The organism is Bacillus sp. CR71, from assembly GCF_003429245.1.
Lineage (GTDB): Bacteria > Bacillota > Bacilli > Bacillales > Bacillaceae_G > Bacillus_A > Bacillus_A thuringiensis_S.
This window is the reverse complement of the sequence record NZ_CP031748.1, coordinates 1,522,135-1,534,869: the sequence shown is the minus strand read 5'-3', so window position 1 is coordinate 1,534,869 and position 12,735 is coordinate 1,522,135. Positions and strand designations below refer to the sequence as shown.

The window sequence follows — 12,735 nt, the reverse complement described above, 5'->3', positions numbered from 1 at the left end:
TTATAACTTCATACAAATAAAAAGCCCTCCTCTAACAAAGGAGAGCTGAGTTATTTCATAGTTGGTTCATAACGTTCTGTAAGCCATGTTCTGTTCCTTTGTACTACAAACGGCCCACGCCTCGTACTCCGGTGGCAATCATCTATCTACAGGTTATAAAACCTGTCCTTTCCCGTCGTTCATTTCCTTGGAAAAGATTCCCCTACCATTATTTGGGTTTCTCGCTCGTGGGGTTTACCTCGTTCCACTCCTATCATTTCTTCAAGGACTTCGTCACTGTGGCACTTTAAAGGTAGTCAAACCATATCCGAAAGGACTTAGGTTTTTTCCCTGCCGTTAAACCAGCCTTACAGCCAGAATACCCTAGCTTATGAATTGGCTAGGCACGAACACTACAGCCATCTCAGGCCGTGCGAGCATGGACTTTCCTCTACAACGTTGGCGTTGCAGCGATTACCCAAACGTTATGACATCCATTAGTATAGTGGAAACAAAAAGATTTTGCAACGTTTTTTTCTATGTAAAATGCTTAAACCTTTTCCCACCTTACATCATTCGTATAACTTACTTCCAAATACAGCTTTTTCTAAGTTAGATAAGCGTTTTAAAATATCCGTATTCGTGTTGTTATAAACCGGTTGTGCAACTGGTGTTTGTACAGGTTGTTGTGGAACTTGCGTTACTGCTAGTTTTTGTTCCTCTAATTCACGCTTTAAACGAGCATTTTGTTGCTTTAATTGCTCAAACTCTTTGTGGAAAGCTTCATAGTCTTTAATGATCATATCAAGAAACTTATCTACTTCTTCTTGCTGATAACCTCTCATACCTGTTTTAAATTCTTTTTCTAAAATATCTTTCGCTGTTAATTTAATTTTATCCGAAATCATTTTCTTCACCTCAAATTTTTACCAAAACTTTCATTAACTAAATTTTTTCAGAAACAATGCTTTTTGTCAATCATATATACGAGTACTATATTACATATTACTCTGCATTATTCCACTGTTCCTCTTCTATTATATCTTGTAACTCAGAAAAAAGAATGAAATAACTGTGATAATTTTCTATTTCCCCTTTTTTCTTTGCTGTTTCTACAATATATTTGGGACTTCCTGGTTTTTCTTCATCGTATACCGCTAAAAGTGCATCACTTTTTTCAATAAAAAATTGATTTTTTAATTTAAATTGCTCTGGGCTTTCATACTTCCGTTTCGTGATACTATCAACATGGTCTGCTTGAGAAAGAATAAATTCGTAATATTCACGATTATCTTCTTTCCAATTTTCTTCTTGTTCTAAAAACGGAGTGAATACCGCTAATTTTAAATCTGGATATTCTACTTGAATTTCAAAAACAACTTCAGCAGCCCATAATTCTACACCTAACTGGCCGCTTATTATAACCCATTCTAAACCATCTTCTACAAAAGTGGTTAATTTACGGTGTAATGCCTTTTTTATACACCCCACCCCTGGATGATCATTTTTAAATATTCCAAGTTCAAATGGCTTATATCCTGTTACTGCAATAACTTTCATATCAACACTCCAATTACAAAAAAAGAACTAGCATTTCGCTAGTTCTAACATATCATTTACTTTTTAAATATTCCACCAACGTTTGGTCCGATATTTGGACCTACTGGTGATACATTGTTTGGTAAAAACGGTGATACATTTGGTCCTGGTCCAAATGGAGATATTTGATGACCGTGGTGATGATGACCATGGCCACACGGTCCACATCCACCGCCGAATCCTGGGTCGATTGGGTCCACAACATTTACATTTGAATTTGTTTGTGGGAAGAAGTTTTGGTTTTTAATTTGTTGATGATGTACATGTGTTGTATGTGTTGGGAAAATGTGTGGCACCACCGTTGTTGAAAAAGAGTGTGTTACGCATTGTTTCGTCGGATGAACGACAGGAGCAGTTGTACAAATAGGTCCTACAGGCTTATGCCCTCCAAAACAAGGATGACAATGATGCATAGTTTTTTCTCTCCTCTCTCGTTAAAAAAATCTGATTACACTTTACAGTATGAGAAAAGAGAGAAAGCCGTTTGTTATATATACCCATTTATTACAAGGAAATTTGTCTAGTCCTTTATTTCATATACCATACTTTCATAGACAACTCTTCAACATTACTTACCAAAAAAGCCTCCAACTTGCTTTACAATACCTGTCACCTGATTCATCGCATTCATCATTTGTCCAGCTGTATTCATCATTTTATTTACATCATAGTTACCATCGGATGTTTTAAATTGAGAAACAAAACTAGAAAACTGACTTGGCTGTTGTTGCTTTTGTTTACTCTGCGTCGGGTACGGCTGTTTTGGTGGATAAAACATCGCTTGTTGATTAGCATAGGGCGATGGTGGTGGCATATAATATTGCGAATTCATATAAGGCTGCTGCTGTTGTTGATTCATGTATGGTTGCTGAGCTTGTGATTGTTGAGCTTGATTCACATAAGGTTGCTGCTGTTGTGATTGTTGAGCCTGATTCACATAAGGTTGCTGCTGTTGTGATTGTTGAGCCTGATTCACATAAGGTTGCTGCTGTTGTGGTTGAGCTTGATTCATAAACGACACTTCAAACGGTTGATAATAATTTTGATTTCCATAATAAGGCTCGAAAGGATACATATTATACCGTAAATATGTATCCGTATTATATTGGTACATATTTTGCTGTGCATATGGATTTGTTTGCTGATATACGTTAGATTGTTGAAACATGCATTCTCTCCTCCTTCACATAAGTTTCTACATATATAATATGTACCTATAAAATAATATGTGTGATGGAGTATCTGTCTATTTTTGTCGGAAGTTTAAATTTTTAAAAAATTAAAAAAGAAAACCCTTCCATGCTATGATAATTAAGAAGAAGATTCTCATGGGGGAGGAATCAACATGGTATTAGGGGATTTAAAACAAGCGTTTTCTCAAAAAAAGGGGTATTGCACAGAGAATGCAAATGAATTATTAGACTTTGCGAGACATTGGTATCTCGAAGGAAAAATATGCATTTCAGATTATCGAACATTAATAAAAGAATTAGAAATAAACGGCGCAACAAAACCTACAACAATGACAGAAGCATAAAAATAACAAGAGGGTTCTCCCTCTTGTTATTTACATTGCTCAACTATATTTTGCAAAGTATACGAAATGGCTTGGTGTGTTTCAAAGAATCGTTTACCTTTACCTTTATTTACAAAACATTGTAACACATTCGTTTGTAAATTATCGTATACTTGATCAATTTGCTGTACATGTATATACTTTGGCTTTTCTTCTTTAATCCACGTATAAGCTAATTCTTTCCACTTCTTTAATTCCTCATCTACCATGTCTACAAATGGTTTCATATCCTTATAAAAGTCGTATTCGATTAGTTCTCTTTTTTTTATATTCGCTTCATTATTATACTGCATGAGTTTTTCTGAAGACTGTATTAATGCTTCATTCTTCATCTCTTTCCCACCTTATTATGCACTCACTACGACGTTTTGAAATGTCTTTACCCAATTCCCTTTTTCTTCGTGATGCACTAATTTATTTTCCATATGTTCAATATGCATTTCTGTTATTTCTATCTTATTACATATTTTTTCACTCGCATCCTTTAATGCATGATTCATTCTAATCCCTATATTCATTTCCAGCAAATCGAGAGAACTTAACATTTGATCCATTTTTTTCATTACATCTTCCTTCTGAACCATCGCCATATACAAAACGCCTCCTTCTTTGCTTTTCCTTTGTCATGTAATTTCGCCGAACGATTCACCACTCCTGCCCACATGACAAAACTAGTTGTTATTCGTCAAAGAAATCATTTCGTATGTCATTTATAGAAATGGTAACAATACAAAAAGGAGGTGTAGTACAATGGCAAAGAACAAAAATGAAAAAAAGAAAAACCAAAACAAACAACAAAATAAACCCGAGACTGGCAATCCAAAGCTAGATGGTCCAAACTTCCCTGCTACATAAAGCGAGACTTTATTACGTACGGTTAAATTTCAAGTCACCCTTAATCTCCTACTAGCATTACGTTTTGAGATTAAAGTCGTAGCAAGCATAGCAGGATTATTTCAAATTAAGAAGTCCCGTCTTCAAAATGGAAGACGGGACTTCTTTTTCATTATATCATGAACTCATCCATCCTTTTAACGAAACGATTTACGATAGATATCCTATAGATTTGTTCCCTCTTTCTCCTATACCATTCTGTTATATTAACTTCCTCTTTAGGTTCTTCAAGTACAAATAGCACATTCATTTTCATATTTGCACAAAACCAATCTCTCATTTCTATTTCTTCATGTAAAACAACAGGATAACTATCTCTAAGTGCTGGCGTACACGATTTTCTAGTTTCCTTTGAGTAAAATTCATAATCTTCTCTAGACCCAGTATGTGTAGTTTGCACTGCAAACTTATAAAACGAACCATTATAAATTGGATGAAACAATAACCATGCTAATTTTTTTCCCAGTTCTATACGCTGTTGTAACGTTTCAAATTGATAAACCGAAAATCCATACATCCTCCCTTCAATTGTTGGGAAGATAACTGCACTAATATGAAATCTTTCTTGTACTTTAAAAAGTGCAGTATGGAATACATGTTTTTTAAAATATGTGCTCTCAATGACTGGTTTTTGAATTTTATTTTGTTCATTTATAATAAGGGCTGTTATAAGCCTATTCATATCTCTTTTCTCCCAGAAAAGTAACCATTCTTTTTCCATAAAAATTGATACGCTGAAATATTGCAACAAATGAAAGAGAGGTGTACGTCTCTTCTTACTTTCCTCATACAATAATAGCTGAGGAAAGGCATCTAAGAAAATAATCCAATTAGCTTGTTCGTACAGAAGAAATAAATGTTTTTTTACCGTTTTAGGTAAAACAGTAGCATAATATCTCCCTTCTAAATCGGTCATATTCCATCCCGCATTTCTCGAAACCATACTCGCTAAAAAGGCCCACCTGATTTCACTATTTCTTAAATAATATTCTTGATAAGATTGTGTCCGAGAAATATTGTCCACATTAGCTATTTCTGTTTTCTTTGTAATATTGCGAATGATTGCTTTTTCTTCCTCTGTACAAAACTTTTTTTCTCGATTTTGTTTAATTTTCATATAATCATTCCATGTCAACATAAATAAGTCATCATACCTTTCATCAAAAAGGTCACATCTTTTTTCATTTTTTGATATAATCACCTTTGTAAGTAATTCTTAGTAAGTTGGGAGTGGACACACTATGACCATTCGTTACCCAAATGGAAAAAGGTATAATCAAGCTTCACAACCTCAAAAAACACCTATAAAAACACATACTTATAGCAACAGAGGTATGTCCCTTGAAGAGGAATTGAATGAAACAAATCAATATTACTTAACCCATAATATTGCATGTGTACATAAAAAACCTACACCTCTTCAAATTGTAAAAGTAGATTACCCCGCTCGAAGTGCTGCAGTGGTAAAAGAAGCGTATTTTAAACAACCTTCTACAACAGATTACAACGGTGTATACAAAGGGAAATACATCGATTTTGAAGCAAAGGAAACAAAAAATAAAACTAGTTTCCCACTTCAAAACTTCCACCTTCATCAAATAGAACATATGAAGCAAGTGGTTGCTCATAATGGAATTGCATTTGTCATTATTAAATTTACACTTTTTGATGAATTTTATTTATTAGATGCAAAACATATTATTGCATTTTGGAATCGTCAAAATACTGGTGGACGCAAGTCGATTACGAAAGAAGAAATAGAAGAGCATGGATCCTTATTATCATGCGGTTATCACCCTCGGATTGACTATATCCGTGTACTAGACACGGTTTATTTTTCGTGATAGAGTCATCACTAAGGCTCTTTTTTCGACTTTTGGGGAGAGAATGAAAGGTAGGAGAAAGTATAATGTCAGATAATTATCGTTCTCGTACAGAACGAAATCATGTGAAAAATCAAGAGAAAAAAACACATAAAGAAGAAAAACCAAAGAAAAAAGGCTCCTTTTTCAAGAAATTCCTTATAGGTTGTCTACTTCTTGGTATCGTTGGTCTCGTAGCCGGCGTTTCCGCTTTCTTTGTTATGGTAAAGGACGCTCCAAAATTAGACAAATCCAAACTCGTTAATCCTTTATCAACAAAGTTTCTTGATAAAAACGGGAATTTCTTCTATGAATACGGTGCTGAAAAACGAACGCATGTTACTTATGATCAAATTCCAAAAGTAGTTGAAAATGCATTCCTTGCAACTGAGGATTCGCGTTTCTATGATCATAATGGAATTGATTTTAAACGAACTACAAAAGCAGTTATGGAAAATGTCACTGGTGGTTTCGGTTCCCAAGGTGGTAGTACGATTACACAGCAAGTCGTTAAAAACTATTTTCTAACGATGGATAAAACTGCTAAGAGAAAAGTACAAGAATGGTACTTATCTTATAAATTAGAGCAACAATACTCTAAACATGAGATTTTAGAAATGTACTTAAATAAGATTAATTTAGGTAACCGTTCATATGGTATTGCGACAGCAGCGCAAAAATATTATGGTAAAGATTTAAAAGACTTGCAATTACATGAAGCTGCTATGCTCGCTGGTTTACCCCAAGGTCCAAACATTTATGATCCAACAAAAAAGGAAAATGTTGAACGAGCAACAAATCGTCGTAATGTTGTATTATCATTAATGAATCGACATGGTTATATAACAAAAGAAGAAATGAATAACGCCGTTAAGATCCCAGTAACAGAGGGCCTTCAACCGTCTTCAGAAGTAACTGAGATGAAGTATCAAGCATTTTTAGATGCGGTTGTAAAAGAAGTTGAAAAAGAATATCCTGATGTAAATATCGGTTCAGATGGTTTAACGATTCATACAACACTTGATCAAGATGCTCAAGATTACGCTGACAAAATTATGGATGGCAATCTTATTAAGTATCCAGACGATCAATTCCAAGGGTCATTCGTATTTATGGATACACAGTCTGGAGAAGTTCGAGCAATTGGTGCTGGACGTAAAGAAAGTAAGTCTACTTTCAAAGGTCATAATATGGCAACTGATTTAAAACGCCAAGTTGGTTCAACAATGAAACCAATTTTCGACTACGGTCCGGCAATTGAAAATTTACAATGGTCTACATACCATCAATTAAACGATTCAGAGTATACGTATTCCAATGGTAAAAAAATACAAAATGCAACAAAGAGCTACAAAGGTGACGTTTCACTACGTGAAGCTTTGAAAAAGTCATTAAACATTCCAGCTTTAAAGACAGCACAAACAGTTGGTCTTAATAAGTCAAAAGAATTCGCTGAAGGTTTAGGCATGACCTTTAAAGAAGGAAAAGTCTACGAATCAACAGCAATCGGTAGTAACGAGGGGTCTCCATTGGAAGTAGCAGGTGCATATGCAACCTTCGGTAATAGTGGTAACTATAATAAACCACACTTCGTAAAAGAAGTAACCTTCCCGGACGGGAAAAAGAAAAGCTTTAAACCTAAGGAACAACGCGCAATGCAAGACTATACAGCTTACATGGTTACTGACGTTCTTCGTGACGTAGTAAAACCTGGTTCTGGTGGTACAGGTCCAACAGCATACGTTTCAGGTGTTGACGTAGCAGGTAAAACAGGAACACAAAACTTTGATGCATCAGTTCTTCAAAAATATGATATCCCAGCTGATGCAAACAGAGATAGCTGGTTTGCTGGATATACACCACAATACACAATGGCTGTTTGGACTGGTTACGAAAAAGATGGTCCAAAAAATTATGTTAGTGATCGCTCCACTAGAATTGCACAGCAAATGTTCCAAATAATGATGAGCAAATTCGCTACAGATAAATCACGCTTTGAACGTCCTTCTTCTGTACAAGAAATAAACGGAGAGTTATACGTTAAAGGTGCGAAAAAAGATGCAATTAAACAAATTAAAGTAGATGCCCCTAGTGGTCTGAATGTCACTTTTGATGGCGCTAGCACAGTTACACTAAACTGGTCTGGACCAGCAGAAGTTGACGCATATGCAGCCAGCTATAAAGCAACTGACGGTTCAAGTGGTAGCCTATCAATAAGTGGTACGACAGCTACTCTTGGTGGTATTAAACCAGGTGTTACTTACAGCTTCTCTGTAGTAGCGAAAAAAGGTACTGGAACAAGCCCAGCAATTGGTGCATCCTTCACTGTGCCTGGCGGAACTCCAGATGCGAAAAAAGCTGATGAAGAGGCTAAGAAAAAGGCCGATGAAGAAGCTAAGAAAAAAGCTGATGAGGAAGCCCAGAAAAAAGCTAATGAAGATAAAGTAAAACAAGACGAAGCTAAGAAAAAAGCTGATGAAGAGGCTAAGAAACAACAAGAACAGCAGCAACAAGAACAACAACGTAAACAGCAAGAAGAAGCTCAAAAGAAAGCTGATGAGGAAGCTAGAAGAAAAGCTGAAGACGAAGCTAAGAAAAAAGCTGAAGACGAAGCTAAGAAGAAAGCTGAAGAAGAGGCCAAGAAAAAAGCTGAAGACGAAGCTAAGAAACAACAAGAACAGCAACACCAAAATACCGGAGGAGATACACCTCAGGCAGACGGTGCTGTTGTTACAACAGAGTCCTAATAAACAAAAAAAGAAGTCCGTTTCTCTTAACGAGAAGCAGACTTCTTTTTTGTTATCATTTTCTTTACAAACAGCTTTTCTATTTCGATATATAACTGCGCTAATTGAATATAAGAATGATAATTACTCGGTTTCTTTATAATGAATGAATACCTTTCCATAAAATTAACAGGTTGCACTTTTAATTTATTCGTATTTATTTGCATTTCATTCAAACTATGAACAGGTTGCTCATTTAACCAATAGACAACCGATAACAAGTGAGCTGCAAAAAGAATCATTGGCCCCTCAGCCTCTTGCTTATCTCTATTTCGAAACAGTATAGCAATGTCTTCATGCTTATTTTTCCATACATTCAACACTGCTGGAATACTGTTTTCAATTTCCTTCCATGGCTCATACTGTCTTTCAATATCAAATATAAAGTAAGTATTTTGTATTATTTCTTCAAAAGACTCGTCTGTATGATACTCAATTGAATTTACGCTTTCTTTAAAAAATGGTAAGCAATGAAATTCTTTCGGTATTTCTATAACTCGCTCCATCCTTTATTTCACCTTCATTCGCTTCTTTCCTTCACGACATACTTCTAACAGCCTGCACTCCTCACATTGCGGTCGTTGTGCTTTACAGTGATAACGTCCAAAGAAAATCATACGATGATGCGTAACCCCCCACTCATCCATCGGTACTTTCTTCATTAACGTTTTTTCTACTTCTAACACAGAGTCTTTCCATCTACAAATCGCTAATCGTTTACTCACTCGCTCCACATGTGTATCAACAGCAATTGCCGGAATCCCAAACGCTACGGAAACTACAACATTCGCTGTTTTCCTTCCTACACCTGGTAATTTCGTAAGTTCATCTCGATCGCTCGGTACCTCCCCATTATAGTCATCTAATAACATTCGGCATAATTTTTGAATGTTTTTTGCTTTATTTCTATACAATCCGATAGAGCGTATATCTTGTTGTAATTCTTCTAGAGAAACACTTAAATAATCTTCTGGTGTTTTATATTTTTGAAATAAATTTCTTGTCACTTTATTTACAAGTACATCTGTACATTGTGCAGATAACGCCACCGCGATTACAAGTTCAAATGGATTGTCATGAACCAATTCACAATGTGCTTCTGGATACATATCCGCCATTGTGTCTAAACAATAACGGATTTGCGTTTTGTTAAGCATATTTCCCCTCCTATATTACTGCTCCAACCAATTATAAAAAGGCACTTTTCCAGTAAATTTCGTCTCTTGTTTTGTCATTTGTTGTGCTCTTTGTTGATTCGCTCTAAATTTTTGACCTTGATTTTGAGCCTGATCTACCGTTTTAATTCCATTCTTTTTCCACTCAAATAAAATACGATCAATATATCGGAAATTTAGTTTTCCACTCATTACAGCTTCTCTAAGAGCCGCTTGAATTAAATTTGGATGATGTTGATCTTGGTCCTCCCACATTCCTAACGTTTCACATTCGAACGGCGAAAGTGGTCTTCCAAATTCTTTTTCGAATACTGTATATAAATTTACTTGCAGCTGTTTTTTTTCTTTTTGCTCTTCCTCTATTGATTCATCCATTAAGAAATGTAATATTTTTTCCCATAACGGTTGTAAAGAATAACTTTCGCACATCATCGCTTCTGATCTTTGTCCACCTTCTAGTGATAAAAAACCTTTTTGAATCAACGCCTGAATTATTTCCATACATTTCATTTCTGTTATCGTCATCCGTTCAGAAATCTCTGAAGGAGTCGGAAACGAATTACCTGATTCTAAAAATGTATGTATATGAAGTACAACCATAAATTCCGTCTCATTTAAACCTAATTTTTTATAATGCATCATAAGCAATTTTGGAATTGCAATGCTTCCCTGCTCAAACCACTGTAACATCATTTTCTTTTTCATCACCAAACACCTCGCTCTCTAGTATAACACACCTTTAGCTATTTCTTTTTGCCACAATTCGTCAAAAAAACCTCCCCATTAATAGGGAGGTTTTGTATATTACATAAATGAAATATACAATTAAGCTTGCACTTTACTTTTCATAAATGTATGGATGCGTTCCAATGCTTTCTCTACTTGTTCAAGAGATGTCGCATATGATAAACGAACATTATTTGGAGCACCAAATCCTGTACCTGGTACAAGAGCCACTTTTTCCTCTTCTAATAGAGCTTTTGCCCAATCATCAACTGTTGCATATCCTGATAAAGCTACAGCTTCTTTTACGTTAGGGAATAAGTAAAATGCACCTTGCGGTTTAATACAAGTAAAGCCAGGGATTTGAATTAATTTATCATAAATGATGTTTAATCTCTCTTCAAAGGCTTGACGCATTGTTTCCACAGGTTCTTGTGAGCCTGCATATGCCGCAATTGCGCCGTATTGAGCGATTGAAGTAGGGTTTGACGTACTATGACTCGCTAAGTTCGTCATCGCTTTAATAAGCTGCTTATTTCCTGCAGCATATCCAATACGCCATCCTGTCATAGAATGAGATTTAGATACACCATTAATAATAAGTGTTTGTTCTTTTAATGCATTAGAAAGCTGGGCAATTGAAATATATTCTACGCCACCATAAATTAATTTTTCATAAATTTCATCAGAAACGATTAAAATATCATGTTCTAAACATACTTCTCCAAGCTGTTGTAATTCTTCTTTGCTATAAATCATTCCTGTTGGATTGCTCGGTGAATTAATAATAACTGCTTTCGTTTTCTCTGTAATTGCCTCACGCAGCTGCTTTGCTGTAATTTTGTACTCATTGTCTTCTAAACCTTCTACATAAACCGGCTTACCGCCAGCAAGCTTTACTTGCTCTGGATAGCTTACCCAGTAAGGAGTTGGGATGATAACTTCATCTCCCTCATCAAGTAATACTTGGAATAATGTATATAATGCATGCTTTGCGCCATTACATACAATAATTTCAGATGGATCATACGCAATACCTTGATCGCGAGTAAATTTCTTCACAATTTCTTGTTTTAACGATTGTAATCCACCTGTTGGTGTATACTTCGTATGCCCTTCTAACATCGCTTTATGTGCAGCATCCATAATATGCTCTGGTGTATTAAAGTCAGGTTCCCCTGCCCCTAATCCAATTACATCATGACCCTCTGCTTTTAATGCTTGTGCCTTTGCTGTAATCTCTAAAGTTGAAGACGGTGTTAAAGCAGCTACTCGCTTTGCTAATTTCATTTGTAGTTCCCCCTACATCTATTTTTCAATGCTATATCGTCTTAAAAATTTTCCATCTTTAAATTCAAGATAGTAATAACTATAACGATTGTCATCATCAATATATGTAACTTCCCATAGTGGTACATCATTTTCAAAGCCTAATTTCACTTTCATAATCTCTTTCGGCTTACTTTTTGATTCCTTACTTTCATTGCCGACTTGTTCTACTGTTCTTTGTATAGCCTCTTTTTCAGAAATACCTTCGCTCTTTTTCCTTACTACAGTATCCCCTTTTTTCTCAGGCACCCAAACGATAAGTTGTTCTCCCTTTTCATCTGTACCTTGCACGACTATATATGCAGATTTTCCGTTGTAATAATCAACAGATTTCACCTTTGTAAGCTTTGCTTTTTCTTTAGCAATTTCTACAAATTTCGACTCTTTTGGAATTTTCTTTCCCATCGCTTTATTATAAACATACGCCCCATATATTCCGCTAGCAACGATAACAATAATGATTGCAAAGATCCACTTTTTCATTGTATCGCTACGTTCTGTAAATCGTAAATACAGCTGTTTCTTTATCTTTTTCGTCTAATGCTAGTCCGAACATGAGGTCCTGCTCTTTTAACGTACGATTCAAACTATCAACAATTTTATACAAATCAGACGAATATTTAATACGCGTCGTTGATAGTACTTCGATTTTCTTCTCCATGAAAAAACTCCTCCGTTACACAAAAATTTCTAATTATAGAAGAACGCAATGCGGTTACAATAAGAGTACATTCTTTACAACCCCTGCTTCATCACCCATCTATTATAGCAGGACATGTACAGCAAAAAAAGGTTTCAAGTCGAAAACCAAC

Annotated in this window: 17 protein-coding genes and 1 other RNA gene; 4 read left to right on the top strand and 14 right to left on the bottom strand. The window is 35.5% G+C overall.

Annotated features, from left to right (window positions below; genetic code table 11):
- Nucleotides 1-74: 74 nt before the first annotated feature.
- The 5 genes from rnpB to DOS87_RS07985 all read right to left on the bottom strand — a co-directional run bounded on the left by rnpB (nucleotide 75) and on the right by DOS87_RS07985 (nucleotide 2,746).
- Nucleotides 75-465, bottom strand: an RNA gene (rnpB, locus tag DOS87_RS08005) — RNase P RNA component class B.
- 86 nt (nucleotides 466-551) lie between these two features.
- Nucleotides 552-887 carry a cell division regulator GpsB gene (gene gpsB / locus DOS87_RS08000; protein WP_000622431.1) on the bottom strand — a complete coding sequence of 112 codons (336 nt, stop codon included), beginning with the start codon at nucleotides 885-887 and terminating at the stop codon, nucleotides 552-554.
- Nucleotides 888-984: 97 nt separating this feature from the next.
- Entirely contained in the window at nucleotides 985-1,539 is a 555-nt protein-coding gene (locus DOS87_RS07995; protein ID WP_000862927.1) for an SLOG family protein, read from the bottom strand.
- A 56-nt stretch (nucleotides 1,540-1,595) separates the two neighbouring features.
- Nucleotides 1,596-1,991 carry a CotD family spore coat protein gene (locus tag DOS87_RS07990; protein WP_000546293.1) on the bottom strand — a complete coding sequence of 132 codons (396 nt, stop codon included), beginning with the start codon at nucleotides 1,989-1,991 and terminating at the stop codon, nucleotides 1,596-1,598.
- 155 nt (nucleotides 1,992-2,146) lie between these two features.
- Nucleotides 2,147-2,746 (bottom strand): YppG family protein, encoded by a 600-nt coding sequence (locus tag DOS87_RS07985; RefSeq protein WP_118961696.1) that lies wholly within the window; start codon nucleotides 2,744-2,746, stop codon nucleotides 2,147-2,149.
- A gap of 177 nt (nucleotides 2,747-2,923) precedes the next feature.
- Between DOS87_RS07985 and DOS87_RS07980 the strand changes: the two genes are divergently transcribed.
- A complete protein-coding gene (locus DOS87_RS07980; RefSeq protein WP_000242652.1) occupies nucleotides 2,924-3,115 on the top strand; it encodes a YppF family protein in 192 nt (63 codons plus the stop codon).
- Between the two features lie 26 nt (nucleotides 3,116-3,141).
- Here DOS87_RS07980 and DOS87_RS07975 read toward each other — a convergent pair whose 3' ends face one another.
- Together DOS87_RS07975 and DOS87_RS07970 are read right to left on the bottom strand one after the other, a co-directional pair.
- Complete coding sequence (locus tag DOS87_RS07975; protein WP_000786936.1) at nucleotides 3,142-3,486, bottom strand: YppE family protein; 345 nt, start codon at nucleotides 3,484-3,486, stop codon at nucleotides 3,142-3,144.
- 15 nt (nucleotides 3,487-3,501) lie between these two features.
- Nucleotides 3,502-3,744 carry a hypothetical protein gene (locus DOS87_RS07970; protein WP_001252036.1) on the bottom strand — a complete coding sequence of 81 codons (243 nt, stop codon included), beginning with the start codon at nucleotides 3,742-3,744 and terminating at the stop codon, nucleotides 3,502-3,504.
- 85 nt (nucleotides 3,745-3,829) lie between these two features.
- Here DOS87_RS07970 and DOS87_RS30495 point away from each other — a divergent pair, with 85 nt between their 5' ends.
- Nucleotides 3,830-4,009, top strand: a complete 180-nt coding sequence (locus DOS87_RS30495) for a hypothetical protein (protein WP_003277508.1) — start codon at nucleotides 3,830-3,832, stop codon at nucleotides 4,007-4,009.
- A 151-nt stretch (nucleotides 4,010-4,160) separates the two neighbouring features.
- Here the strand turns inward: DOS87_RS30495 and DOS87_RS07965 are convergent, their stop codons facing one another.
- Nucleotides 4,161-5,186 carry a DUF2515 domain-containing protein gene (locus DOS87_RS07965; RefSeq protein WP_003277507.1) on the bottom strand — a complete coding sequence of 342 codons (1,026 nt, stop codon included), beginning with the start codon at nucleotides 5,184-5,186 and terminating at the stop codon, nucleotides 4,161-4,163.
- Between the two features lie 103 nt (nucleotides 5,187-5,289).
- On the opposite strand from DOS87_RS07965, the gene recU reads away from it, so the two are divergent.
- Nucleotides 5,290-5,892: a Holliday junction resolvase RecU gene (gene recU / locus DOS87_RS07960; protein WP_000155599.1), complete on the top strand. Its 603-nt coding sequence runs from the start codon at nucleotides 5,290-5,292 to the stop codon at nucleotides 5,890-5,892.
- A gap of 65 nt (nucleotides 5,893-5,957) precedes the next feature.
- Complete coding sequence (locus tag DOS87_RS07955; RefSeq protein ID WP_208730234.1) at nucleotides 5,958-8,657, top strand: PBP1A family penicillin-binding protein; 2,700 nt, start codon at nucleotides 5,958-5,960, stop codon at nucleotides 8,655-8,657.
- A 26-nt stretch (nucleotides 8,658-8,683) separates the two neighbouring features.
- On the opposite strand, the gene DOS87_RS07950 is transcribed toward DOS87_RS07955, so the two are convergent.
- From DOS87_RS07950 to DOS87_RS07925, 6 genes are all read right to left on the bottom strand, one after another.
- The gene (locus tag DOS87_RS07950) at nucleotides 8,684-9,202 is read right to left on the bottom strand and encodes a YpoC family protein (protein ID WP_000442661.1); all 519 of its coding nucleotides are present in this window, start codon (nucleotides 9,200-9,202) and stop codon (nucleotides 8,684-8,686) included.
- A gap of 3 nt (nucleotides 9,203-9,205) precedes the next feature.
- Complete coding sequence (gene nth / locus DOS87_RS07945; protein ID WP_000933035.1) at nucleotides 9,206-9,853, bottom strand: endonuclease III; 648 nt, start codon at nucleotides 9,851-9,853, stop codon at nucleotides 9,206-9,208.
- A 15-nt stretch (nucleotides 9,854-9,868) separates the two neighbouring features.
- Nucleotides 9,869-10,576, bottom strand: a complete 708-nt coding sequence (gene dnaD / locus DOS87_RS07940; RefSeq protein ID WP_000728537.1) for a DNA replication protein DnaD — start codon at nucleotides 10,574-10,576, stop codon at nucleotides 9,869-9,871.
- A 120-nt stretch (nucleotides 10,577-10,696) separates the two neighbouring features.
- A complete protein-coding gene (aspB, locus tag DOS87_RS07935) occupies nucleotides 10,697-11,884 on the bottom strand; it encodes an aspartate transaminase AspB (protein WP_000761569.1) in 1,188 nt (395 codons plus the stop codon).
- Nucleotides 11,885-11,902: 18 nt separating this feature from the next.
- On the bottom strand, nucleotides 11,903-12,406 hold the full coding sequence (locus tag DOS87_RS07930) for a cell wall elongation regulator TseB-like domain-containing protein (RefSeq protein WP_000758741.1): 504 nt from the start codon (nucleotides 12,404-12,406) through the stop codon (nucleotides 11,903-11,905).
- A gap of 7 nt (nucleotides 12,407-12,413) precedes the next feature.
- A complete protein-coding gene (locus DOS87_RS07925; RefSeq protein ID WP_000412179.1) occupies nucleotides 12,414-12,584 on the bottom strand; it encodes a YpmA family protein in 171 nt (56 codons plus the stop codon).
- Nucleotides 12,585-12,735: the final 151 nt, after the last annotated feature.

What these genes read in the sequence shown, in the direction of transcription:
- gpsB (WP_000622431.1), bottom strand. Translation starts at nt 887, where the DNA reads ATGATTTCGGATAAAATTAAATTAACAGCGAAAGATATTTTAGAAAAA.
- DOS87_RS07995 (WP_000862927.1), bottom strand. Translation starts at nt 1,539, where the DNA reads ATGAAAGTTATTGCAGTAACAGGATATAAGCCATTTGAACTTGGAATA.
- DOS87_RS07990 (WP_000546293.1), bottom strand. Translation starts at nt 1,991, where the DNA reads ATGCATCATTGTCATCCTTGTTTTGGAGGGCATAAGCCTGTAGGACCT.
- DOS87_RS07985 (WP_118961696.1), bottom strand. Translation starts at nt 2,746, where the DNA reads ATGTTTCAACAATCTAACGTATATCAGCAAACAAATCCATATGCACAG.
- DOS87_RS07980 (WP_000242652.1), top strand. Translation starts at nt 2,924, where the DNA reads ATGGTATTAGGGGATTTAAAACAAGCGTTTTCTCAAAAAAAGGGGTAT.
- DOS87_RS07975 (WP_000786936.1), bottom strand. Translation starts at nt 3,486, where the DNA reads ATGAAGAATGAAGCATTAATACAGTCTTCAGAAAAACTCATGCAGTAT.
- DOS87_RS07970 (WP_001252036.1), bottom strand. Translation starts at nt 3,744, where the DNA reads ATGGCGATGGTTCAGAAGGAAGATGTAATGAAAAAAATGGATCAAATG.
- DOS87_RS07965 (WP_003277507.1), bottom strand. Translation starts at nt 5,186, where the DNA reads ATGTTGACATGGAATGATTATATGAAAATTAAACAAAATCGAGAAAAA.
- recU (WP_000155599.1), top strand. Translation starts at nt 5,290, where the DNA reads ATGACCATTCGTTACCCAAATGGAAAAAGGTATAATCAAGCTTCACAA.
- DOS87_RS07955 (WP_208730234.1), top strand. Translation starts at nt 5,958, where the DNA reads ATGTCAGATAATTATCGTTCTCGTACAGAACGAAATCATGTGAAAAAT.
- DOS87_RS07950 (WP_000442661.1), bottom strand. Translation starts at nt 9,202, where the DNA reads ATGGAGCGAGTTATAGAAATACCGAAAGAATTTCATTGCTTACCATTT.
- nth (WP_000933035.1), bottom strand. Translation starts at nt 9,853, where the DNA reads ATGCTTAACAAAACGCAAATCCGTTATTGTTTAGACACAATGGCGGAT.
- dnaD (WP_000728537.1), bottom strand. Translation starts at nt 10,576, where the DNA reads ATGAAAAAGAAAATGATGTTACAGTGGTTTGAGCAGGGAAGCATTGCA.
- aspB (WP_000761569.1), bottom strand. Translation starts at nt 11,884, where the DNA reads ATGAAATTAGCAAAGCGAGTAGCTGCTTTAACACCGTCTTCAACTTTA.
- DOS87_RS07930 (WP_000758741.1), bottom strand. Translation starts at nt 12,406, where the DNA reads ATGAAAAAGTGGATCTTTGCAATCATTATTGTTATCGTTGCTAGCGGA.
- DOS87_RS07925 (WP_000412179.1), bottom strand. Translation starts at nt 12,584, where the DNA reads ATGGAGAAGAAAATCGAAGTACTATCAACGACGCGTATTAAATATTCG.